16 protein-coding genes are annotated in these 23,441 nt (G+C 42.4%); 6 read left to right on the top strand and 10 right to left on the bottom strand.

What is annotated here, in order from left to right:
* Positions 1–2 precede the first annotated feature (2 nt).
* Complete coding sequence (locus DWY07_RS11825; protein WP_117808787.1) at positions 3–1,097, top strand: prephenate dehydrogenase; 1,095 nt, start codon at positions 3–5, stop codon at positions 1,095–1,097.
* 51 nt (positions 1,098–1,148) lie between these two features.
* Complete coding sequence (gene aroA / locus DWY07_RS11820) at positions 1,149–2,420, top strand: 3-phosphoshikimate 1-carboxyvinyltransferase (protein ID WP_117823328.1); 1,272 nt, start codon at positions 1,149–1,151, stop codon at positions 2,418–2,420.
* Positions 2,421–3,043: 623 nt separating this feature from the next.
* On the opposite strand, the gene queA is transcribed toward aroA, so the two are convergent.
* From queA to DWY07_RS11805, 3 genes are all read right to left on the bottom strand, one after another.
* Positions 3,044–4,069 (bottom strand): tRNA preQ1(34) S-adenosylmethionine ribosyltransferase-isomerase QueA, encoded by a 1,026-nt coding sequence (queA, locus tag DWY07_RS11815; RefSeq protein ID WP_117823326.1) that lies wholly within the window; start codon positions 4,067–4,069, stop codon positions 3,044–3,046.
* Between the two features lie 210 nt (positions 4,070–4,279).
* Positions 4,280–5,272, bottom strand: a complete 993-nt coding sequence (locus DWY07_RS11810; RefSeq protein WP_117823324.1) for a hypothetical protein — start codon at positions 5,270–5,272, stop codon at positions 4,280–4,282.
* Positions 5,273–5,387: 115 nt separating this feature from the next.
* Complete coding sequence (locus DWY07_RS11805; RefSeq protein ID WP_117823322.1) at positions 5,388–6,404, bottom strand: leucine-rich repeat domain-containing protein; 1,017 nt, start codon at positions 6,402–6,404, stop codon at positions 5,388–5,390.
* 349 nt (positions 6,405–6,753) lie between these two features.
* On the opposite strand from DWY07_RS11805, the gene DWY07_RS11800 reads away from it, so the two are divergent.
* Entirely contained in the window at positions 6,754–7,806 is a 1,053-nt protein-coding gene (locus DWY07_RS11800) for a PD-(D/E)XK nuclease family transposase (protein WP_242997356.1), read from the top strand.
* A gap of 12 nt (positions 7,807–7,818) precedes the next feature.
* Here DWY07_RS11800 and DWY07_RS11795 read toward each other — a convergent pair whose 3' ends face one another.
* From DWY07_RS11795 to DWY07_RS11770, 6 genes are all read right to left on the bottom strand, one after another.
* Positions 7,819–8,148 (bottom strand): hypothetical protein, encoded by a 330-nt coding sequence (locus DWY07_RS11795; RefSeq protein ID WP_117808746.1) that lies wholly within the window; start codon positions 8,146–8,148, stop codon positions 7,819–7,821.
* A gap of 120 nt (positions 8,149–8,268) precedes the next feature.
* Positions 8,269–10,698, bottom strand: coding sequence for a phenylalanine--tRNA ligase subunit beta (gene pheT, locus DWY07_RS11790; RefSeq protein WP_117823320.1), 2,430 nt, complete (start codon positions 10,696–10,698; stop codon positions 8,269–8,271).
* A gap of 24 nt (positions 10,699–10,722) precedes the next feature.
* A complete protein-coding gene (gene pheS, locus DWY07_RS11785; RefSeq protein WP_117808748.1) occupies positions 10,723–11,742 on the bottom strand; it encodes a phenylalanine--tRNA ligase subunit alpha in 1,020 nt (339 codons plus the stop codon).
* Positions 11,743–12,172: 430 nt separating this feature from the next.
* Positions 12,173–12,724: a prepilin-type N-terminal cleavage/methylation domain-containing protein gene (locus DWY07_RS11780; RefSeq protein ID WP_117823318.1), complete on the bottom strand. Its 552-nt coding sequence runs from the start codon at positions 12,722–12,724 to the stop codon at positions 12,173–12,175.
* 98 nt (positions 12,725–12,822) lie between these two features.
* Entirely contained in the window at positions 12,823–13,740 is a 918-nt protein-coding gene (locus DWY07_RS11775; protein ID WP_117785156.1) for a YihY/virulence factor BrkB family protein, read from the bottom strand.
* The gene (locus tag DWY07_RS11770; RefSeq protein ID WP_117823316.1) at positions 13,730–15,286 is read right to left on the bottom strand and encodes a SpoIID/LytB domain-containing protein; all 1,557 of its coding nucleotides are present in this window, start codon (positions 15,284–15,286) and stop codon (positions 13,730–13,732) included. The genes DWY07_RS11775 and DWY07_RS11770 overlap by 11 nt, the downstream gene beginning before the upstream one ends.
* 460 nt (positions 15,287–15,746) lie before the next feature.
* Here DWY07_RS11770 and DWY07_RS11765 point away from each other — a divergent pair, with 460 nt between their 5' ends.
* The 3 genes from DWY07_RS11765 to DWY07_RS11755 are packed head-to-tail and all read left to right on the top strand — an operon-like array spanning position 15,747 to position 18,621.
* Positions 15,747–16,352: a hypothetical protein gene (locus DWY07_RS11765; protein ID WP_117823314.1), complete on the top strand. Its 606-nt coding sequence runs from the start codon at positions 15,747–15,749 to the stop codon at positions 16,350–16,352.
* Positions 16,353–16,391: 39 nt separating this feature from the next.
* Complete coding sequence (locus DWY07_RS11760) at positions 16,392–17,339, top strand: phosphatidylglycerol lysyltransferase domain-containing protein (RefSeq protein ID WP_117808751.1); 948 nt, start codon at positions 16,392–16,394, stop codon at positions 17,337–17,339.
* A gap of 46 nt (positions 17,340–17,385) precedes the next feature.
* A complete protein-coding gene (locus DWY07_RS11755; RefSeq protein ID WP_021944724.1) occupies positions 17,386–18,621 on the top strand; it encodes a 6-phosphofructokinase in 1,236 nt (411 codons plus the stop codon).
* Between the two features lie 486 nt (positions 18,622–19,107).
* Here DWY07_RS11755 and DWY07_RS11750 read toward each other — a convergent pair whose 3' ends face one another.
* Entirely contained in the window at positions 19,108–23,310 is a 4,203-nt protein-coding gene (locus DWY07_RS11750; RefSeq protein ID WP_117823312.1) for an Ig-like domain-containing protein, read from the bottom strand.
* Between the last annotated feature and the right edge of the window lie 131 nt (positions 23,311–23,441).

Raw genomic sequence — 23,441 nt, 5'->3', positions numbered from 1 at the left:
CTATGAATGCATTTAAAATTGGTTTTATCGGTCTTGGTCTGATCGGTGGATCGGTGGCAAAATCTATTCACCGTATTTTCCCAAACTATACGATCATCGGCTATGATGTCAACACTGCGACCTTAAAAGAAGCGCAGGAGGATGGCACCTTAGATCATTATACAACAAATATCAGTGACATCGCAGACTGTGATTATATCTTTCTGTGTGCGCCGGTTCATTATAATATTGAATATCTGAAAACTTTAAAACCACTGATCTCTGATTCCTGTATCCTGTCTGATGTTGGCAGTGTCAAATCCGATATCTACGATGCTGTAAAGGAACTGGAACTTGGTTCTCATTTCATCGGTGGTCATCCAATGGTCGGATCGGAACGCTCCGGCTACGATGCAGCAACCGACCGTCTGATCGAGAATGCTTATTATTTCATTACTCCATCTCCGGATGCTCCGGCAGACCGCGTGGAGGAATTTATGACATTTATCGGCGATCTGGGTGCTATCCCGATCCGGTATTCCCCGGACGAGCATGATAAGATCACTTCCTATATCAGCCATGTACCGCATGTGATCGCAGCGTCTCTGGTCAATCTGGTACGGCATGCCGATTCTCCGGACGGAATCTTTAAATCTCTGGCAGCCGGAGGTTTTAAAGATATCACACGAATCGCATCCTCAAATCCGGTGGTTTGGGAGCACATTCTCCTCAGCAATCCGAAGAACATCGTGAATGGATTGAAGGAATATATTGAGCTTCTAAATAAAATGATTTATGATATTGAAAGAAATGACGCAAAGGACATCAATGCTTTCTTTGAGTCATCCAGAGAATACCGAGATTCAATCCCGAACAATACAAGCGGTGTTATCCGTATGCAGTATGAACTCTTTGTCGATATCCCGGATGAACCGGGCGCTCTGGCAAAGGTTACGGTACTGCTTGCTGATGCAGGCATCAATCTGAAGAACTTCGGAATCTCCCATAATCGTGAAGACGAGGAAGGCGTTCTACGTTTATCCTTCTACGATACGGATGCATGCCGGAAAGCATTTGACCTTCTTGCAGATGCCGGATACCGTTTATATAACAGATAAGACTACATAAAAAGGAAATGGACGATATAGCTTCCAGACAGGTAACACATTATGATATTTTCCAAAAGAACAGGATTAAAAGGAACCCTTACGATTCCCGGAGATAAATCCATCTCCCACCGTTCGATCATGCTTGGATCACTGGCAGATGGTATAACCGAAGTACATGGATTCTTAAACGGTGCCGACTGCATTTCTTCTATGAACTGCTTCCGCGAAATGGGTGTAACGATCGACCACAATGGGGATACCGTTATCATTCACGGTAAAGGGCTTCATGGTTTGCAGGCTCCGAAAGAAACTCTCGATGTTGGCAACAGCGGAACAACTACCAGACTGATGTCCGGAATTCTTGCGGCACAGAATTTCAAGAGCCGCGTGATCGGTGATGCATCGATCTGCCGCCGCCCAATGAAACGAATCATGACCCCGCTCTCTCTGATGGGCGCTGATATCGTCAGTGAAAATGGAAATGACTGTGTGCCGCTTCTGATCACCGGAAAGCCATTACATGGCATCCGCTACGATTCACCGGTTGCTTCGGCACAAGTCAAATCTTGTATTCTTCTTGCCGGTCTATATGCCGCCGGCGAAACCAGTGTAACCGAACCATATGTATCCAGAAATCATACGGAGCTGATGTTTGATGCTTTCGGTGTCGATATCAAGACCTCCGGCACAACCGCAATTGTAAAACCTGCGGATAAATTATACGGTCAGAAGATCATGATCCCGGGAGACATCTCCTCGGCGGCTTACTTTATCGCAGCCGGACTTATCACACCGGATTCCTGTATCACGATCAAGAATGTGGGTATCAACAATACCCGTGATGGAATATTAGAAGTTGTAAAAATGATGGGCGGTACGATCACCTACGACCGACTGGATCAGCCGGGTGAACCTGCTGCAGACATCACAGTACAGACCTCAGATTTAAAAGGCTGTGTGATCGAAGGCTCCCTGATTCCGAAGCTGATCGACGAGATTCCGATCATCGCCATCATGGCATGCTTTGCAAAGGGACAAACCGTTATCAAAGATGCACAGGAACTGAAGGTGAAGGAATCAAACCGGATCGATGTTATGGTGAAGAACCTTTCCGCTATGGGCGCAGATATTAGCGCTACCGATGATGGCATGATCATCCATGGCGGCAAGCCGCTTCACGGCGCTGTCATCGACAGCCACCTCGACCACCGCATCGCCATGAGCTTTGCCATTGCCGGACTTAACGCCGACGGCGACACAGAGATTCTTGGCAGCGACTGCGTAAACATCTCCTACCCGACCTTCTATCAGGATCTCGCCGGGCTGAGATAAATAAGCCTCGAACGCTGGGATGAATGTATCAACATTTCTGATAGGGAATTACAAAAAAATCCTGCTACCCTGCTATGTCAAAAGACAAGCAAGTTTTCTATTCGGTTCGCACATTTATTAGTCAGCAGTCGCCAAAACTCACCCTTCCGGGTTCAAACATGGGCTTGGTGCTGACAATTCGTGCAAACCTCATAACGAAAACTTCGCTTATGTCTTTTGTACATAGCAGGGCAGCAGGATTTTTAATGTAATTTTCTTATATAAAATATCAATTTAACTCATCCCAGCGTCCGACGGTTTCAAATCGCTGCAATACAGAAGTTCTGTAAAATACATTGTGACTCATCTGATTGGCGAATTAATTTTGACCTGAAGCTGTGCATAAAAATATTGCCGGGTTGTTATATACACAAGACATTAGTTGTATTTTCGTTATGAGGTTTGCACTAGCTGTCAGCATCAAGCCCATGTCTGAACCCATAAGGGTGAGTTTGGGCGACTGCTGACAAATCAGCGTGCAAACCGAATAGAAAATATACTTGTCTTTGTATATAACAATCCCGGCAGTATTTATGTGCAGCTCAGGTCATAACTAAATATCAACCAGATGAGCGCAAGGTATTTTACAGAATCAACATGGCATCGCCGAAGGAAAAGAAACGATAGCGTTCTTCCACGGCTACCTTATAGGCTTCGAGAATCTTCTCGCGGCTGTAAAGAGCTGATACCAACATCAGCAACGTGGATTCCGGCAGATGGAAGTTCGTGATCAATCCATCGATGGCTTTGAACTTATAACCCGGATAAATGAAGATATCTGTCCAACCGCTACAGGCACGAAGCATACCATTCTCATCGGCTACTGTTTCCAGCGTTCTCGTACTGGTCGTTCCAACTGCAATGATTCGACCGCCATTTTTCTTTGTCTCATTGATCGTCTCTGCTGCTTTCTCATCGATCACATAGAATTCCGAATGCATATGATGATCCAGAATGTTATCTTCTTTTACCGGACGGAATGTTCCAAGTCCGACATGAAGCGTCACATGTGCGATCTTGATACCTTTTCCCTTAATCTCCTCTAAAAGCTCCTTTGTAAAATGAAGTCCGGCTGTCGGTGCTGCCGCAGAACCTTCATGCTCTGCATAGACCGTCTGATAACGGTTCTTGTCTTCCAGTTTATGTGTGATATATGGCGGAAGCGGCATCTGTCCAAGTTCATCCAAAATCTCCTCAAAGATTCCCTCATATTCAAACCGAACGATACGATTTCCTTCTTCCACAATATCAATGACTTCACCAACCAGTTTACCACCACCAAAGATGATCCTTGCACCAACTCTGGCTTTCTTTCCCGGTTTTACAAGTGTCTCCCAGGTACAGTCATCCAAGCGCTTCAATAACAGTACCTCGATAGCTGCCCCGGTTCCTTCTTTCTCGCCGATCAGTCTGGCAGGAATAACCTTTGTATCATTAATAACCAGACAGTCGCCTTCTTTCAGATATGATATTACATCATAAAAATGTTTATGTTCGATGGTTCCTTCTTCTCTGTTTAAAACCATTAATCTCGAATTATCACGCTTTAAGAGTGGGTCCTGTGCGATCAACTCCTGAGGCAGATCATAGTAAAAATCTGATAACTGCATTTTCTTATCCTCCTTAAAACTCAACTATGATAATGCCACGTTTTATGTCTAAATGCAAGGAAGAAAAACAAAGAATAAAGCAGGCAGCAGATAACAAAACAAGTGCCAGGTACAAATAAACAAAATTCTATTTATACCTGACACCCATCTTTTCAAATGCAGCATTATCCTTCTACTAAAATATACATATTACCTGTTCTGCCTATGTCTTTATCCTATAATTGCCTTAATTTCAGCTTCGCTCATATCGGTTACATCCATGATCTGCTCTAAGGAGTAGCCTTTCTTATGCATTTTCAAGATAATATCGGCTCTTTCTTCCGTTCTTCCAATGACCTTGCCTTGTGCTTCACCCTTGACTATTCCAGCGGCTTCGCCCTTGGCATATCCCATCTCTTCTACGCCTTCACTCAGATTACACATAACGCTCACCTCTTCCTTTATACCATTTCTGTCTACCGGTATGTTATACTCCTGTTTCATAAGCTTTAATTTTTGTTCTGCCGTCATTGTCTGTGACAATAGCGTTCCAAGCAATCGATGCAATTCATATTGTTCTTCCTTTGGCGGAATCTCCTTTGCCAGCCCGATCATCACAATGTTAGGGATATCCAGATTGCCTTTCCAGTCCTGTTCGCCAAGTAAATCATCCTTTACCATATGAATATGACTCAGACTGTTCTCTTTCATATTCATACAGATCCAGATGGAATACACCTGTTTGATCTCGTTATAATCAGAACCCGTAAATTCCCGCTCTTTCTGGGATGACACCAGTCTTGCAGTGTAAAAGATTGCCCGATTTAAGATATGATATTTTGTCGGTTCATTTTTCTGGGCCTCCAGATTGATGATCATTTTTGCCAGTCCATCCCGCATCCGTACATAGAAGATAATATCAAAATATATCTTTCCTTCATCAATCTCAGAATTCTCAGTATTCAACCCGACAATTCGTTCACCGGTTCTGGCATCCACCGTATCTTTGTTCGTTAATCCGGGTTCAACCGGAATCTGGCTGATATACGGTTCCCCTTCGATCAATGATGCAACCGTATCTGCATCCATACCTTTAAATTCATCTACTACCCTGATCAGTATATGCGCCAGTATGATCTTCTGTCCAAGCAGCCGCTTGGCACTAGCATCATACTGTGCTTTCTGATCAGTAGCCTTGGAGGAATATACAATTTCGTTATTCATGTTCCCTCTCCTTTGCCGATAGAACAGAATAACATGCATATTTTAGCTTTGTATATTGCCTCCGTCTCTCCAAGTTTGATTGTAACGGATATTAGAAAGGAAAACAAGTTTATAATTATTTAATCTTCCATGTCTTTACATATCCGATGGATTTCTTTTTCAACTGTTTCTTTAAAGCTGTCTTTGCTTTCTTTGTGCCTTTCACAGTAATGGTTGCTTTCTTATTAATGCCCTTGAACGCATTCTTACTGATGGTCTTAAGCTTTCCTGCTGTAACTGTGATCTTCTTCAGATTCTTACAACCGGAGAATGCTTCTTTACCGATCTTCGTTACATTACTTCCGATCGTGACCGTTGTCAGCTTCTTGTTACCCTTGAATGCTTTATCGGAAACCGCAGTTACCTTATAAGTAACACCTTTCACTTTTACCGTTGCAGGAATGGTCAGCTTCTTGGCTTTCTTATCAGTAAACTTCGTAATTGTAACAGTCGGATTCTTCTTCGAAGATGAAGTTACCTTTACCTGGAGCTTCTTAGATGAAATGGTAAGAGTTGTGCCTTTCTTCGCCGGAGTTCCAGACGCGGGTGTTGCGTTTTTTCCAATTAATTTGACTGGTATATTATTCTCTATGGCATATTTATGCACTGCGGAATTCTTATAACAGGAGATCGCAAGACTATCGCAGCCACGAAACACATCATAGTCTATGCTTGTTACACTTTTTGGAATCGTTATACTCTTTAAACCGCTACAGTCCCCAAATGCACCCAATCCTATACTGGTCACACTGTCTGGGATTGTTATACTTGTTAAACCACTACAACCCATAAATGCATACGCCTCTATACTGGTCACTCCTTTCGGGAGCATTATACTTTTTAAGCCTCTACAACCTGAAAATGCATTCCATCCTATACTTGTTACCTTCTTGCCTCCAATCTTTCCCGGAATCACAAGCTTTGTCTTATTCCCTGTATACCTGGTAATAGTAATTCCACTTTCATTTTCTTCATATGTTAGATTGCCATATGATTCTGCTTGCGATGTCATACCGATTCCTCCACACAGCAATACACACAGAACCAGTCCCAAGCCTGCATAGATCAGGCTTTTTATCTTCTTTTGTATCATTTTTCTTTCATCCTCCTTGCTCATTCCTTGCAAATTTCTACAGTATCTTTACTTATTATCGGTCGACCCGTCCTTTTACCTCTCACCTCTCATTGCGCTTCATATTTATTCATCAATATCCCTGCTCTATTTTTTCTAACCGGTACAGGCTGAAAAAACGGCATAAATATTAAAAAAAAAAAAAAGAGTCGTCAATATGCCAGAGGAAATTAATAAAAATATTCTGTAAAAGTGCAAGTTATTACATCCAGACATGCTGTTTGTTACATCAACCGTTTTTTCATTCCTTTTTCTGGTATGGTTATGTTGTCGACAAAACAGGCGCCGGATATTACGAGGAATTAAATTTATGTACAATGAAAATGAAAAAAGAAACATTGCTGTCTCACAGAAAGGCAATGCTATACAGCCTGCCGCATTAAACATCCATCAGCTTTTCCCATCCCGAACCAAAGATGAATGTCTGGTAGAATTAAAAAAGAATCCATCCGTTTACCGGACATATCTGAATTGGCCTGACAAATGGAAAAACCGTTTTCTGGAATTCATGGAAGGTAAGAAAAGTCTGCCTCTGACCTATGATCCATTTTTCAAGAAACTATTCAATCCAGATATATACCCGGAACGGTTATCACGACTGATCAGCAGTATCATCGGCACAAAAGTAACCGTAAAATGTATCCTGTCAAATGAGGACAGCATGCTGCCATCAACCTCTCTCCTGCTTCTGGATATCATTGTTCAGTTAGAAGATGGTTCGATCGCAAATGTGGAGATCCAGAAAATCCCATACACCTTTCCGGATGAGCGGATGTCCTGCTACTCTGCTGATCTTCTACTTCGCCAGTACACCAGAGTAAAAGGGGAAAGAGGAAGTACATTCACCTATCAGGATCTGAAAACCGTTTATACGATCGTGATGTTTGAAAACAGTCCAAAAGAATGTAAAGATCCCGAATTATCCGATATCTATCTGCATCATGGAAAGGCTGCATTTGATACCGGGATCAACTTCCATCTTCTGCAGGAATACTATGTCGTTGCACTTGACGTCTTCCAAAAAAGTAAGTATTCTAAAGATATCAACGAACTTAACGCATGGTTATCCCTGTTAACGGCAACTACCCTGGATGACCTTGTAGCACTGATATCCGACTATCCGTGGATGGAAGCCATCTGCATGGATATGTCAGAATATCTGTATCACCCGGAGGAGGTTGTTACCATGTTTTCTGAAGCATTACGAAAATTGGATGAAAATACCGTCAATTACATGATCGATGAATTGAAAAAAGAACGGGATGAAGCGATTACTGCTTTATCTGAGAAAGATGCAGCTCTGTCTGAAAAGGATGCAGAGATTGCGGCGTTAAAGACTCAGCTGGCATCGTTAAATAAATAGCAGCTCTTACTCTCATAGAATATAACAAAAACCCCTGTCCATTTCCGAATCTATGATGGAATAGATTTGGAAATGGACAGGGGTTTTCCCTTTGCATGCTCTTCCATCCAGTAATACATGATTCACGATTACCAGCTTGTCTGAACGCTCCGTCTGCTTTACCACCATCCATAATGTATAACAGCCATCTGCTGTTATATATTCCTGCTCCGTTGTATCTTCCGTCTCTGCACAGACCTTCGTCACAGATCCCATACCACTGACAAAGCCTGCTCCGAACTGCCCTGCTGCCACGACCAAAGCCATAGCTACCGCCATCATTCGTAACCTTCTTTTTCCCATCTTCTCTCCTTCTTCTCCCTGTAACAAAAAACATCTAACTGTCTGATATAACAAACCGGAGAATACTTGTATAACAAATATTCTCCGATTCATAATACCAGAATTATTCCAACCTGTAAATTAGGCTCTGAGTTCGATGCCCAGCTTTCCTAATTCTTTTACAAGCTTCTCAATGATCTTATCGACTTCACCAGCCTCTAAGGTTCTGTCTTTTGCACGGAATGTCATCGTGTAAGCAACAGACTTCTTACCGGCTGCGATCTGCTCGCCTTCATATACATCAAAGAGCTTATAGCTTTCAAGCAGCTTGCCGCCACACTTCTTGATCAGTTCTTCTACCTGACCGACAAAGATGCTCTTGTCCATAACCATACTTAAGTCTCTGGTACTTCCAGGGAACTTTGCGATACCCTCATACTTGATATCGAAGGACGACAGTGCTACGACATTTGGCATATCAAGAACTGCTACATATATCTCACCCTTTAAATTATAGTTATCACAGGTTTCCGGATGAAGCTGACCGAGATAACCAACAACGGTATCGTCCTTTACGATATTTGCCTGACGACCCGGATGCAAGAACGGATGCTCTGTTGTAGGAACATAGGTACAGATATTCTTCATACCAAGGTTATCGAATAACTCCTCGATCACACCCTTTAAGTTGAAGAAATCACCCTCGCCGTACATACCGATCGTGAGCTTCATACGTTCTTCCGGAAGCTCTGTCAGTGGAAGCTGCTTTGGAAGATATACATTTCCGAACTCGTACAGACGTGCAACCTTATTCTTACGATTGAAGTTCGTTGCAAGAGAAGTCAGCATACCATTTAAGGATACCGTTCTCATGATACTAAAATCCTCACCCAGCGGATTTGCGATCGTAATCGCCTTTCTGTAAATGGAATCGGCAGGAAGCAGTAATTTGTCAAATACCTTCGGGCTTTCAAATGAATAGCACATACCACCGGAGAATCCGTTTCCTTCCAAAATGTTTCTTGCAATGTCATAGATTCTATGGCTGTATGGCTTCTTACCTACGGTAGCTTCACCCTTTGGAAGTGACATCGGAATCTTATCATATCCATAGAAACGGGCAACTTCTTCTGCCAGATCTGCCATGCAGTTTAAATCCTGACGGAAGGTTGGAACAGTAAGTGTCTTTGCTGCTTCATCATATGTTAATTCCAGCTTACCAAATATATCAAGCATGGTCTTTTCATCAATATCGGTACCAAGAAGCTTGTTGATCTTTTCAGGCTCAAACGGAAGCACCTTAGGCTGTACAGGATCCGGATATACATCAACCATACCGCCAACAACTTCACCTGCACCCATTTCTTCGATCAGCTGGCATGCACGGTTAATTGCTTCTTCTGCAAGATTTGGATCAAGTCCCTTTGTAAACTTGAATGCAGCATCTGTTGCAAGTCCGAGTCTTCTGGATGACAGACGGATATTGGTTCCATCGAAACAGGCTGCTTCAAATAATAAGGTCTGGATATCATCCGTTACCATGGAGTTCTCACCACCCATGATACCTGCGATACCAACTTCTTTTTCTCCGTCACAGATCATCAGAACATCCTTATCCAGCTTTCTTTCCTGACCGTCAAGCGTCACAAATGTATCGCCATCCTTTGCGCGTCTGACAACGATCTTATTTCCTGCAATTGTGGACAGATCATACGCATGCATTGGTTGTCCATATTCTTCCATTACATAGTTTGTGATATCAACCAGATTGTTGATCGAACGGATTCCCTGTGAAGCAAGTCTCTCTCTCATCCATTTTGGTGATGGGCCGATCTTTAAGTTCTTTACAACTCTTGCGCAGTAACGCTTACACAGATCTGTGTCCTGAACGTCTACAGATACATAGTTATTTACATCTTCATCATTTCCTGTTTTCTTGATCACCGGTGGGTAGAATGGCTTGTCAAATGTAACAGCAGCCTCTCTTGCCATACCAATCATGGAAAAGCAGTCTACACGGTTTGATGTAATCTCATATTCTACAACAACATCATCCAGTCCCAGTGCCTTTACCGCATCATCACCCGGCTTTACATCTGCTTCCGCAGGGAATACATAGACACCGTTTTCCGGTGCTTCCGGATACAGTTCTCTGGATGATCCAAGCTCCTCAATCGCACACATCATACCATAAGATGGCACGCCACGAAGTTTTCCCTTCTTGATCTTGATTCCATCAGCAGGAAGCTCTCCGCCATCGTGTCCGCCTGCTACTTTACCGCCGTCAAGTACGGTAGGAACCAGATCTCCTTCTTTTACATTTGGTGCTCCGGTTACGATCTGAAGCAGCTCATCTGCTCCGATATCGACCTGACATACAACCAGTTTGTCAGCATCCGGGTGCTTTTCTATCTTAACGATCTTACCAACTACGATCTTTTCAAGATTCTTGTCTTTCTTCTCAAAACCTTCTACATGTGAACCGGAAAGTGTCATTGCATCGACAAATTCCTGTGCCTCTACGTCAAGATCAGGCACATATACTTTTATCCATGAAAGTGGTGTATTCATTTTTCTATCTCCTTTTCCTGTTTTTTAGAACTGCTGTAAGAAACGTACATCGTTTTCGTAAAGAAGACGCATATCGTCGATTTCGTATTTTAACAGTGCTACACGCTCCAGACCGATACCAAATGCAAATCCTGAATATTCCTCCGGATCAATGCCACAGTCATGAAGTACCTTTGGATGAACCATACCACAGCCAAGGATCTCGATCCAGCCGCTTCCCTTACATACACGACAGCCCTTTCCGCCACATTTGAAACAGGTTACATCCATCTCTGCTGATGGCTCTGTGAATGGGAAATGATGTGGACGGAACTTAACCTTTGTGTTTTCACCGAAGAATTCCTTTGCCCACTGCTGTAAGGTTCCCTTTAAGTCAGCCATCGTAATGTTCTTATCGATAACCAGACCTTCTACCTGATGGAAGGATGGTGAATGTGTTGCATCTACTTCATCAGCTCTGAATACTCGTCCCGGTGAAAGAATACGGATCGGAAGGTTGCCCTTCTCCATGATTCTTGCCTGTACCGGAGATGTCTGTGTACGGAGCAGGATATCCTTTGTGATATAGAAGGTATCCTGTTCATCCTTTGCAGGATGATTTGCAGGGATATTTAATAATTCGAAATTATATTTATCATATTCAACTTCAGGGCCTTCTACGATCTCGTAGCCCATACCGATGAAGACACGTTCCAGATCTTCAAGAGCGATCTGATTCGGATGTCTGTGTCCATCGATTTTCTTGATTCCCGGAAGGGTAACGTCGATCGTTTCGCGCTTCATCTTCTCTGCACGAAGTGACTGATTGATCTTCTTTGACTTTTCCTCTAAGGCTGTCTCAATTGCCTGTCGTGCCTCATTTACCATCTGTCCAACCTTTGGTCGGTCTTCAGGTGCTACATCTTTCATACCCTTTAATACCTGGGTCAGTTCACCTTTTTTTCCGAGTACAGATACCTTTACATCATTTAAGGATGTCAGCACATCTGCTTCATTGATCTTGGCAAGTGCTGCTGCTTTGATTGCCTCTAATCTGTCTTTCATCTTTCATTCTCCTTATTTATATTTTCTCAATATTTGTGAATAAACATGCGGAATACTCCTACTTGGGATACACCCTCCTGCCTCCCGGCCCGATGATGTACACAAAAAAAGCCCCAGTCCACAAAGGGACGGAGCAACCGCGATACCACCCTGATTCTGACATCCGGTCTTCCCGGTGCTGTCAGCACTCATTCTATGTTATAACGGTCATAACCCGTTATCTCCTACTCTTCCGTTTAAAGAATTCTCAGAGATAAAACTCGGATGTGAAATTAAATGAAATATGGTGCTCAATCAGGCTTCCAGCCGATGACCCGATCTCTCTGTCAGACATATCCCATCTTTTGCATCTTCAACGTCTTCTCTTCCATCCACATCATAGGCAAGATGGTTAAAACTATACTTAAATATAGCACATTTTTAATATGTGTCAATAACTTTCTGCGATCACCCATTCGCCTTTCGATGCAGAATAAACGATCTTCGCTTTTAATTCTCCACGATTATCGGAAAGCAGGATCTGTGAACTTGCTCCTGTTGCCGGATCAGATGCAACTACCTTGCCATTTTCGGATAATGCGATCTGAAGTGGTGTATCTCCATTCATATATAAGGTGACACTTCCCATTCCCATCGAACGGAACATCTCGGAAAAATACTTTGCCTTATCGGCGGCACTGGCCATATCTGCATATCCGGAACCATTTGCACAGATCAGTGTACCATTACCGGAACCATCCTCTGTAGAACCTTTATAGGTCACGGCACGGATCGCATAGCCATCTTCCTCTGCATCAACCACCATATTAACAACGGATTTCTCAATCTCTGATGCCGTATCAAGATATACCTGCAGTCTGGGTTTTTTTACATATTTGATAAGTGCCGGTGCGAGTGCACCTGCAAGAATTGCCATGATCGCGATCACAATGATCAGCTCTACAAGTGAAAAACCTGAATTCTTCCATGTTCTTCTTTTCATATTAAACTTTCCTCCATTTATTGAACGATTTCCCCTCGTCTCATATACGCTTAGTATATTTCTCTCCTGTCGTTTTTTCAACTATTTTTTATAAAATTTTAATCTTTTTTTGTTCTTTTTTTATGAAGGTCTGTGTGGATTTTCCGGAATACAGCCCAGATTTCATCACGGAAGAACAGATTCAACTCTGCCCCCAAAAGCAGGATATACATACAGATATACAGCCAGAGCATTGCGATGACCATGCCTCCAAGATTGCCATACATATACGTATTGATTCCAAAATAAGTAAGGTAGGATGAAAATGCCGCTGATAACAATACCCAGCAGACAGTTGTGAATACCGCCCCCGGTATTGCTGTCTTCAAACGCAGATGATTATCCGGCAGACGACAATAGATCAGTAAAATAACTGCAAATACCAGCACCGGCGCAGTTAACAGTCTGGAATAAAAGAAGATCTTCTCGGAATAATCCACCCAGTTTGTCTTTGCAAGAATATCTTCCATGATCGTATTTCCAAGAACATATACTCCGACCAGTGCGATCAGCATCACGCAGAATATCAGCGTATATAATGCATTTGTCAGTCTTCGTAATATATAATTCTTGGTATCCTTCGTCCGATCCATAAAATTGAGTCCTCGTTCGATCGCCATCGTTCCTTTTGCCGCCGACCAGACTGCTACGACTGCTGACACGATCATCGTCGTTCCAACCTGCGTACTGTAGATTTCATCGACCATAAAGCTGAGTGTCTCTGCCATCTTTCCCGGTATCATCTCCGCTACCAGCTCTATAAACTCCGCCTGTGTTACCGGAAGAAAACGAATGCCGATCAGGAGCATCATTGCAAATGGAAAAAAAGAAAGCAACAGAAAGAAAGCCGCCTGTGCCGCAAACGCAGACAACTGATTATCCTTGTTGATCCTCATTGCTCCCTGAACCATCCGTACAACTGTAAGATTCTGGATCCATTCGATTTTCTCTTTCACCCGGTTTACTTTATTCTTCATTTGTTTTATTTCCCGTTTTTCTCAATTTCTCAAGTTCTGTTCCATTATAATAATGAGACAGGATCTCCTCATATCCATATCCTGCTTCTGCCAGATCATTTGCCCCGTTCTGGCTCATGCCGACTCCGTGACCAAAGCCGCCACCATGCAATTGATAATTTCCCTCTTTATCCTGCGTAATATAAAAATACGCACTTGGCAGCAGATCAAAACCTGATGTTTCACTTCCATCCTGTTTCCGGATCACAACATCCGGCGAACAGAGAAGTTCACGTATCTCCATCTGTCCTTCAATCGTAACAGAACTCTGTTTCCCGTATAATACCATATTCCGGGCAATTCCGCTATTTCCTCTTTTCGTGATCCGGACTTTCTCAATCTCTCCGGTCTGATCTGTGATATCTGCACCCGCAAGTGTCTGTATCTGATCTGCCGTCAGCGTAACCTGCCAGCGGTAAAATGGTTCTTCTTTCTCAATACTGTTCACATAGACCGTCTGATCGATAAATGCACGGAATACCTCTTCCGTTGACAATCTGCCATCCCCTATCTGAAAATATCCATGATCGAGCATAACAGTTGCATCTCCTAACCGTTTCCGATCCGCCTCTGTATAAATCTCCAACTGATCATTCAGATAATCTAACTTCTCTCCACCCCAGACGTCATCATTCCGGCATGTCGTTCCACAGGAGGTTGAAAAGAAATATGCATTTACCACATCCCCGTCATTGGTCAGGATCTGTCCCTCGGTTTCCTGTACTGCATGAATCGTTTCCTCTGTTTCAAATACATTGTTATATACCTGACTGGCAGTTGTGTCATCCAGATCCGCCCCATATTCTTCAAATGCACCATCCTGGATCCTTCTAACTGCATAGCTTCTTGCACATACCGCCTGTGCCTTCAGCGCCTCTTTCTCATATGAGGAAGGCATCTCACTGGAAACAACCGCATACAGGTATTCCTCAAACGCCAGTTCGTTTACAATACAGTATTTATTTTCCTGTTTTTTTATCTGCAGCTTTCCCCGATAGGACGGTGCTCCTTCTGATTTATGAAGACTCTCTACTGTCAGTTTTCCCTGTTTTTCCGGAATGATCGTTAAGGAAACCGGATCTGCGTCCCCGGTAAGCTCTGCCAGATCAATCTCCGTTCCTTTCTTATAGCTTGTTTCTGTTTGCCCGCAGATAACACGAAGGTCCGAATCACTGCTCACCCGGACTTCTGACTGCCAGTAGCTTCCGTCATCGGACAACAGAACACGGATCGTATCTGGCATGTTCTGCTCCGACAAAACAGGAAGCTCCGCTGTATGATCGGTCTGCATGGTTTCCCGTGCCTGTTTATCTGCCTGACTGTCCGACTCTTTTACAACACCGGCACCTGCTGAATCCCGAAGATTTGATAATATGGAAATATCGGTCTGCTTATATTCATCCGGTATTTCTTCTTTTTCTTTTATAGCATATTTTCCTGCATAAATGATCAAAACGACCAACAGGATCATCACACAAAAGGTTAAAAATTTTAAAAAATTTTTCATAAAATTCCAGTTCCTGTGACATAATTTATTTATACATGTGCTCTGCTGCACATATATATCGAAAGAAAAAGCAGCATCATAGATGCTGCTCTCTTTATCATTTGTTGAAAACTGAAATGCGTTCCTGCATTTTGAGTCCTAGCCAATGCTAGGTGGGCAACCGCAACTGAATCTCTGCCTTCCACGTTTGAAGAGGCCTGACATCGCAAACAGCAATATAGGAATCCCTTTTATTCAAATGTAGGTTCAAAATCGCAAGAAGCTTAGTACATCTCAGCTTTAACGTAATTATACTATAGGCATACTACTCATGCAAGACCTAAAATTTGGTTATTGCCTTCATTTTTTCAAATAGAAGAATTGAAAAGGAATGGCACTCTGTAGTATAATGTGTTGTAGGTATGAATTTTTTTATTGCATTTTATGCAGATCCAATCAATAATATGGCAGGTAATGAACTATGATCAAATCGATTCTGACAGTTGTTTTTGGCATATTACTTCTTCTTGCATTTATCGCTCTGATCGTCTGGTCTGTCCAGGTATCAAAGGAAAAAATCGCAAACAAACGAAGCCGCCGGACAACTGCTGTGAAAAAGAAATATGAAGAGGCACTGGAAGGTGACACAGAGGCCGATATGGGTTACTGGTATAACAAAGAGGATATGGAAGATGGCGATGCGATCACCCGTCTACGCTGCGAACATCATTTCAACAAACTGGAAGAATGTATCAATGATCTGGTTGTGGAAATGTATGACTGCGGTCTGGTGCGAACCGAAGAGCTCTATATGATCGCATACGGAATTGAAGCCCTGACACCGGACTCTCCTGTATTCCATATAACAGGCGTATCCTCGGATGATGACGATGCTCCAGTCACCTCGCTTCCTCCGGTATCGACAGATGCACAGCGCAAGATCTATGAACGCTGGACCAGCTATGTAAATGCATTGCTGCAGCTTGTTGAGATCAGGACTTCAGAGGACAATAAAAAAGCGATCATTGACGGCCTTATGACCTACGGTCGTAAGAATCTGTTAACCCTGCTCTATAGTCCTGAATAAAAATATAGTAGAAGAATTAAGAATTAGAAAGACATATACATGGAACTTATAAAACCAACTTTATCGCAACTTGACATTTTAACTCCGTATCTGAGAGGTACCAGTATCAGAGACTGTGGTTTCTGTCCTGGAAATGCCATCTTATGGGCAGAGGAATACCATGTATCCTATACAATCCTCTCTGGTATGCTTGTATTTATATCAGAAGAAGGCGGAAAACCTTCTTCTTTTACGTTTCCGCTCGGCAAAGGCAAAGATTTTGTGAAAGATCTTCAGGATCCTGTCTATCTTCAGAATGCAAAAGCCGTATTTGAAGAAATCTGTGCCTGGTTTCAGTCAAAGGGTGTAACCCCCAGTGTCCACTGTGCGACACTGGAAATGTATGAAATCATCTCCGGCTGGTACGGCAAAAACTTCTCTTATACTCTGGATCCAGGTGATTTTGACTATATCTACACAGTAGAAAAGCTGACCGGTCTGCATGGAAAGAAGCTGCATGGCAAACGGAATCATATCAACAGCTTTCTGCGTAATTACCCGGATTATGAATACTATACAATCACAGATGAGCACATCGATGCCTGTCTTGCAGTCGCCAGATACTGGGTGGAAAAACACGATGTCCTGCAGCCGGATCTTGCAGAAGAACATGCTTATGAATATAATATCATCCGGAAAGCTCTTGCAAACAGGAAAAAACTTCAGATGACCGGAGGAATCATCTACGTCAATCACATCCCGTCTGCATTTACCTTAGGGGAACCGCTGACCGCAGATACCTTTGACGTACATTTTGAGAAAGCAGATGACAGTATTGACGGCATCTATCCTATGATCAATCAGTCATTTGTCACGCATGAGCTTCAGGCTTATACCTATGTAAACCGCGAAGAGGATCTCGGACTTCCCGGACTTCGTAAGTCTAAGATGTCCTACGTTCCGGATATCCTCTATAAAAAAGGAATCATTCAGTTAGCTGAAATCTGACAGCACTACTGAGTAATTGATAGAACAAAAGAATGGAGAGACAAAAATGAAAAAAGAAAATTGTATCGTAGCTCAATCCGGCGGTCCTACCGCTGCAATCAACGCTTCTTTAGCCGGTGTGATCGATGGAGTTCGAAAATCCGGTAGTTTTACAAGAATCTATGGTTCTTTGCATGGTATTACCGGTGTTCTGGAAAATAATATGATGGATATGTCACTGATGGCACTCTCCCATTTTCCTATGTTGAATACACTGGAGCTTACACCAGCCATGTATCTTGGCTCCTGTCGTTACAAGCTCCCGGATTATACCGAGGATCCCGCTCCATATAAGCAGATATTTGAACGTTTTGAAGAATATGGAATCAGTGCATTCTTCTATATCGGTGGAAATGACTCCATGGATACAGTTTTAAAGCTCAGCAACTATGCCAAATCCATCCAGTCAGATGTTAAGATCATCGGAGTACCAAAGACGATCGACAACGATCTGTTTGCAACCGACCATACACCGGGCTTTGGCTCTGCTGCCAAATATGTGGCTTCCACCGTATTAGAGATTGCACATGATGCTTATATCTATAAGATTCCGGCAGTTATCATCATCGAAATTATGGGTCGGGATGCCGGCTGGCTGACTGCATCTTCCGCTCTGGCCAGAACAACCTACAGTCAGGCTCCGGATCTGATCTATCTTCCGGAGGTTGCATTTTCAAAAGAACAGTTCTTAGCCGATGTTAAAGATAAACTTACAAAACAGAAAACGGTTATTGTTGCTGTTTCGGAGGGTATTCACGATGCTGACGGCAACTACATCAGCTCAGATTCTGCTGTTGCAGACAAATTCGGTCATGCACAGTTAAGCGGTGCCGGCAAGGCTCTGGAATATCTGGTTCGTGATGAAATCGGTGTTAAAGTACGTTCCATCGAGCTGAATGTATTACAGCGTTGTGCCGGTCATATTGCATCCAGAACCGATATTACAGAATCTTTTTCTCTTGGCCAGGCAGCAGTCAAATATGCTGCTGAAGGCAAGACCGGTATCATGGCTGCGATCGAACGAATCTCAAACGATCCGTATCAGTGGGTGATCAAATCCGCCGATGTTGCTGATATTGCAAACGAAGCAAAATCCGTTCCGGTTGAATGGATCAATGAAGCAGGAAATGATGTCACAGACGAAATGATCGACTATCTTCGTCCTCTGATCATCGGTGAGGTTTCATTACAGTATAAAGATGGACTTCCTGTATATCTTCCGGTCGATCACTTATTACATTAATTGCCTGTACATCAAAAAATACAATCAAAAATCCATGCGTCCGGTGAATTCATCAAGATAAACAATGCGCATGGATTTTTTTGTATAAAACGCACAACGTATGAAAATATGTCAAAAAAAACTTACTTTTAATTTGCAAATCGTTGTTTTTATGGTCATAATTTGTTCATAATTTATCGTTATTATATAGACAGTTCTTAATTCATAATTTTTTTCTTTGTTGTTGAAGATATTAGATAAGCCCTTTTCTTTTGAGAAGGGCTTATTTAATTTATACGGACTGCGCATATTTTCTATAGCTCTGTCCTTTCTTTCACGAATATTTATTTCGCCTCAAGGATCTCATGCACAATATGCCCAATAGATTCAAAAGCCTAAGATAACAAAAGCAGGATATCCTCACTCCTTATCGGAGGTATTGGATATCCTGCTTTTTACTGTTCCCATGCTCCGGAAATACCGGTCATGTTCACCAAATCCTTATATTTATTTTACTGTTACAATACATTTTGCAGTTTTCTTGCTGCCATCCTTTGCCTTCACAGTAATTGTTACTTTGCCCTTCTTCTTAGCTGTTACAAGACCGGATGCAGATACAGTTGCAACCTTCTTATTTGAAGATGTCCACTTTACTGTCTTATTACCTGCTGACTTTGGTCCTACAGTAGCTTTTAACAAATATGTTCCCTTCTTCTTGATCGTAACCTTTTTCTTATTCAGTTTGATCGTCTTAACCGGATTTGCAACGGTTACAGAACAGGTTGCGTAAACATTGCTTCCATCCTTCGCAGTACATGTAATCGTTACACGACCTGCTTTCTTAGCAGTTACAACACCCTTTGAGCTTACTGTTGCAATCTTTTTGTCTGAAGACTTCCAGGTTACAGCCTTGCTGGTTGCATTCTTTGGTCCAACCTTTGCTTTTAAGGTATATTTCTTACCCTTTAAGATTGTTCTCTGTGTCTGATTCAGTTTGATGGTCTGTACCGGATTTACAACCGTAACACTACAGGTTGCGAATACGCCGCTTCCATCCTTTGCTTTACATGTAATAACTGCCTTTCCTGCTGCCATTGCAGTAACCTGACCATAAGATGTTACCTGTGCAACCTTTGCATTTGAGGAGCTCCACTCTACAGTAGCCATATTCGCATTTTCCGGTAATACCGTCTGTGTTAAGGACTGTTTATTGCCCACAAATAATTTCATTGTCGTTGCATCTAACTTGATTGATGTAACTCTCTGCTTAACCGTTACACGGCAGGTTGTCTTAGCACCCATTCCGTCTGCAGCACTACATGTGATTACGGCTGTACCTCTTCCAACCGCTGTGATCATACCCTTCTGATCTACTTTTGCGATCTTCTCATCGGAAGATGACCATACAACCTTCTTATTACCTGCATTTGCCGGTAATACAGATGCTGCGATCGAAGCTTTTTCGCCTGCATTGATCTCAACTGCTGTCTTATCCAGTGTGATATTTGTGATCTGCTGTACAACTGTGACTTTAATTTCTTTTTCAATATTACTTCCATCCTGTGTTGTACATCTTATCGTTGTTGTTCCCGGTGCAACACCGCGGATTCTTCCGATCGTATATGAGATTCCATCTACTGTCATTGTTCCACCCGAAACGGTTGCAATGGATGTATCATCCGATGACCAGGACAGTGTCTTTTTGGTTGCTGTATCCGGTGTTACCTTTGCTTTTACAACCGTATCTTTATCAATATATGCGACTACATTTGTCTGATCAACGGTAATATCTTTTGCAAGTTCATTAATTGTAAGATTAAACTGTGACTGTTTACCGCTTCCATCAAGAGCCTTGCAGTAAATGATTACTTTACCCTGCTTTAATGCAGTGATCGTTCCATCAGCAGCAATTGCTGCAATGTTCTCATCCGAAGATGACCACTCTACATCCGGATTACTTGCATCTGCAGGCATAACATTTGCTGTTACTTTCATCTTCTCTCCGGAATTCATAACAGTTCCTTCTCTTACAATCTGGATTCCGGTTACTCTCTGTATAACTGTGATCTTGCACTCGGTTGATATACCATCTGCAATCGTACAGGTAATAATGGCTTCTCCCGGTGCTACTGCACTTACAATACCCGTGGTTGTTCCTACGGTTGCTATCTCCGGATTACTGCTGCTGTATTTCGGTTTAAATAAAGATGTATCTTCTGCCTGGATCTTTGCAACAAGTGTTACTCTTCTTTCCTCTGCAGTTGCTCCCTTGATCAGGGTATATTCTGTGTGATTTAAGGTTACACCATTTGCACTTGTATATACTGTGATCTCTGCTCTTGCATATATTCCCTGATTTGCCTTCAGCTTACAGAATATAGTAGCAGTTCCTTCAGAAATTGCTGTTACCTTACCATTCTGGTCAACCTGCGCTACGGTTTCATCACTGGATGACCATACAAGTTCTTTGTTTGTTGCGGTATCCGGTGTTACTGTTGCTGTGAATGTCTTAGATACACCTGTGAACATCGTTGTCTTCTGTTCTGACAGTGTTACACCTTCGCCCATCTGGGAAACATTTACCTTTAACACTGTATCTACACCTGAATCCTTTGAAATACAATGTAAGTATACTGTACCTGCTCCCTTTGCTGTCAACACGCCTGCATTGGTACAAGTTGCAACTTTATAATTTGATGCGCTGTCTTTATCTGCTGTTGTTGTAACCTTATAAGTAACGCCTGAATACTCTTTGTCTGCTACGCCTTCATCTGTATAGCAGGTTGCTGTAAGTGTTTTTGTTTTCAGGTCATCGCCAACCCAGCTTCCTGCTACCAGGTCGATCGTATCACCATCATTATATTCAACATTCTGTTTGTCTTTTAATACAACCTTTGTTACCGGCTTATGACAGCTGATCGTCATATAAGCTCTTGCTTTGTTATTGATATTTACATAAAGGGTTGCTGTTCCTGCGCCAACACAGGTAAGCGTGCCATCATTATCTACCTTGAATACCTTTGGATCACTGGAGCTCCAGGAAATGATATCCTTGGAATATTCGTTCTCCTTCTTATCCTTTGCAACTAATGTTGTGGTATCACCGACACGAAGGCTTAACTCTGCATTTCCGCTATTCACAATGCTGCCATTTGAGGTATACCATACAATTAAGGATAATGGATTATCAACAATTAATTTAAACTTTGCTGTCTGTTTTCCAAGTCCGATATAGTAACTGTATTCAACATTCTGTGTCTTTTCATTGGTAACGTCTGTATATAAGGTGTATCCCTGAAGTGTTGCATTCTTGATCAGATTATTACCATTCTGATCCGTCGTACGGATACATGCATATCCGATCGTATCATCCTTACGGTCTACACCGGAATACTCTGACTGATATCCATCGGCTACCAAATCCGCCATATTAAAGATGTAGTTTGGCTCTGACAGAGAAATATGTCTGCTGTTATTTGTACAGGAGAACTCACCCTCCAACAGTCCAGGACAGGAAGATACATCGATTGCAACCAAAGCATTATTATCCAGCTTCAATGTAGTTAAACCTGTATTATTCTTAACGTCAATTCTCTGTAACCGGTTATTCGAAAGATCCAGCTCTGTCAGTGCTGTGTTTTTGCTCACATCGATATCCATGAGCTGGTTGGAATTCAGATCCAGCTTCTCCAGTAACGGATTCTTTGTAACATCGATCGTGCTTAACTGCATAGCTCCAAGATTCAGATATTTCAGGACCGCATTCTTGCTGACATCCACAGACTGGATACTGTTATTGGACAGGTTCAATGTTTCCAGACTGGATTCTTTGGACACATCGATCGACTTGATCTTATTTCCTGCTACACTCAGTGTCAGTAGTGACGTTGCTCCATCCATATTTAATACATCTATGGAGTTATCATCTGCGATCAGTGTCTTAAGGCCGGTATCACCTGTAACATCCAGTTCTTTGATCGCACCCTGACCACCCGACAACATATGGGAACAATCAACATAGGCTAATTTTGTATGATCCGCACTGTTGCTTGATATATCTAACGTCTGCAGCTTTGTCATGCTCTGACAGTGCAGGAATTCCAGATTCGTGTTCTTGCTCAGATCCAGTACCGACAAAGCGTTGTAACCAACATTCAACCGCACAAGTGCCGGCAGCTTTGACAGATCGATTGAAGTCAACTGGTTTCCATATACATTTAATTCTTTCAGAGCTGCATAAGTCGTCTGGAATGTGATATCTGTGATCTGATTATAGGAAAGATTAACAGAAGCAAGCTGTTCTGCTTTCTTTGGTAATGTAAATGTCGTCAACTGGTCGCTCGATGCATTAATAGATTTCAGATTCTCCAGATCCGCTACATCCAGACTTCCAATTGCCTGACCGGAACAGTCCAGATATTCCAGTGACGTAAATACATCCACGCCTGCAAGACTTGATATCTTCTTTGAATATGTACTGATACTTACATTCAGTGATGTTACCGCATCAATTTCTTTTTCTGACAACGTGCCATCTTTATTTGTATCAAAATTCGATGATACATATGACCGAAAGTTCGCGTCGGTAAATGTCGAATTGATATCTACATCTCCCGTTGCAGCGACAGCTACCGGACCAATTCCGGCAAACGACTGGAATACCAGCGCAAACCCTAGTGCCGCTGAGATAAATTTCTTACCTTTTCTCATAGTTTACTCTCCTTCTTTTTACTCATCTGCCTGATTTTGTTCTGTTAAAACATCGTTCCGGGCAGAGTTCACCTAGATAACATCTATTTTAAACGTCCCCGGTTTTTCTGTCAATAAGTATAAAAGAAAAC

Origin of the sequence: Clostridium sp. AF23-6LB (assembly GCF_003461085.1) — a bacterium.
In the GTDB taxonomy this organism is placed as follows: Bacteria; Bacillota; Clostridia; order Lachnospirales; family Lachnospiraceae; genus Coprococcus; species Coprococcus ammoniilyticus.
This window is presented reverse-complemented; position numbering and strand designations above follow the sequence as displayed.

What these genes read in the sequence shown, in the direction of transcription:
- DWY07_RS11805 (WP_117823322.1), bottom strand. Translation starts at nt 6,404, where the DNA reads ATGATACAAAAGAAGATAAAAAGCCTGATCTATGCAGGCTTGGGACTG.
- queA (WP_117823326.1), bottom strand. Translation starts at nt 4,069, where the DNA reads ATGCAGTTATCAGATTTTTACTATGATCTGCCTCAGGAGTTGATCGCA.
- pheS (WP_117808748.1), bottom strand. Translation starts at nt 11,742, where the DNA reads ATGAAAGACAGATTAGAGGCAATCAAAGCAGCAGCACTTGCCAAGATC.
- DWY07_RS11795 (WP_117808746.1), bottom strand. Translation starts at nt 8,148, where the DNA reads ATGGGAAAAAGAAGGTTACGAATGATGGCGGTAGCTATGGCTTTGGTC.
- DWY07_RS11750 (WP_117823312.1), bottom strand. Translation starts at nt 23,310, where the DNA reads ATGAGAAAAGGTAAGAAATTTATCTCAGCGGCACTAGGGTTTGCGCTG.
- DWY07_RS11800 (WP_242997356.1), top strand. Translation starts at nt 6,754, where the DNA reads ATGTACAATGAAAATGAAAAAAGAAACATTGCTGTCTCACAGAAAGGC.
- DWY07_RS11775 (WP_117785156.1), bottom strand. Translation starts at nt 13,740, where the DNA reads ATGAAGAATAAAGTAAACCGGGTGAAAGAGAAAATCGAATGGATCCAG.
- DWY07_RS11825 (WP_117808787.1), top strand. Translation starts at nt 3, where the DNA reads ATGAATGCATTTAAAATTGGTTTTATCGGTCTTGGTCTGATCGGTGGA.
- DWY07_RS11770 (WP_117823316.1), bottom strand. Translation starts at nt 15,286, where the DNA reads ATGAAAAATTTTTTAAAATTTTTAACCTTTTGTGTGATGATCCTGTTG.
- aroA (WP_117823328.1), top strand. Translation starts at nt 1,149, where the DNA reads ATGATATTTTCCAAAAGAACAGGATTAAAAGGAACCCTTACGATTCCC.
- DWY07_RS11755 (WP_021944724.1), top strand. Translation starts at nt 17,386, where the DNA reads ATGAAAAAAGAAAATTGTATCGTAGCTCAATCCGGCGGTCCTACCGCT.
- DWY07_RS11810 (WP_117823324.1), bottom strand. Translation starts at nt 5,272, where the DNA reads ATGAATAACGAAATTGTATATTCCTCCAAGGCTACTGATCAGAAAGCA.
- pheT (WP_117823320.1), bottom strand. Translation starts at nt 10,698, where the DNA reads ATGAATACACCACTTTCATGGATAAAAGTATATGTGCCTGATCTTGAC.
- DWY07_RS11765 (WP_117823314.1), top strand. Translation starts at nt 15,747, where the DNA reads ATGATCAAATCGATTCTGACAGTTGTTTTTGGCATATTACTTCTTCTT.
- DWY07_RS11780 (WP_117823318.1), bottom strand. Translation starts at nt 12,724, where the DNA reads ATGAAAAGAAGAACATGGAAGAATTCAGGTTTTTCACTTGTAGAGCTG.
- DWY07_RS11760 (WP_117808751.1), top strand. Translation starts at nt 16,392, where the DNA reads ATGGAACTTATAAAACCAACTTTATCGCAACTTGACATTTTAACTCCG.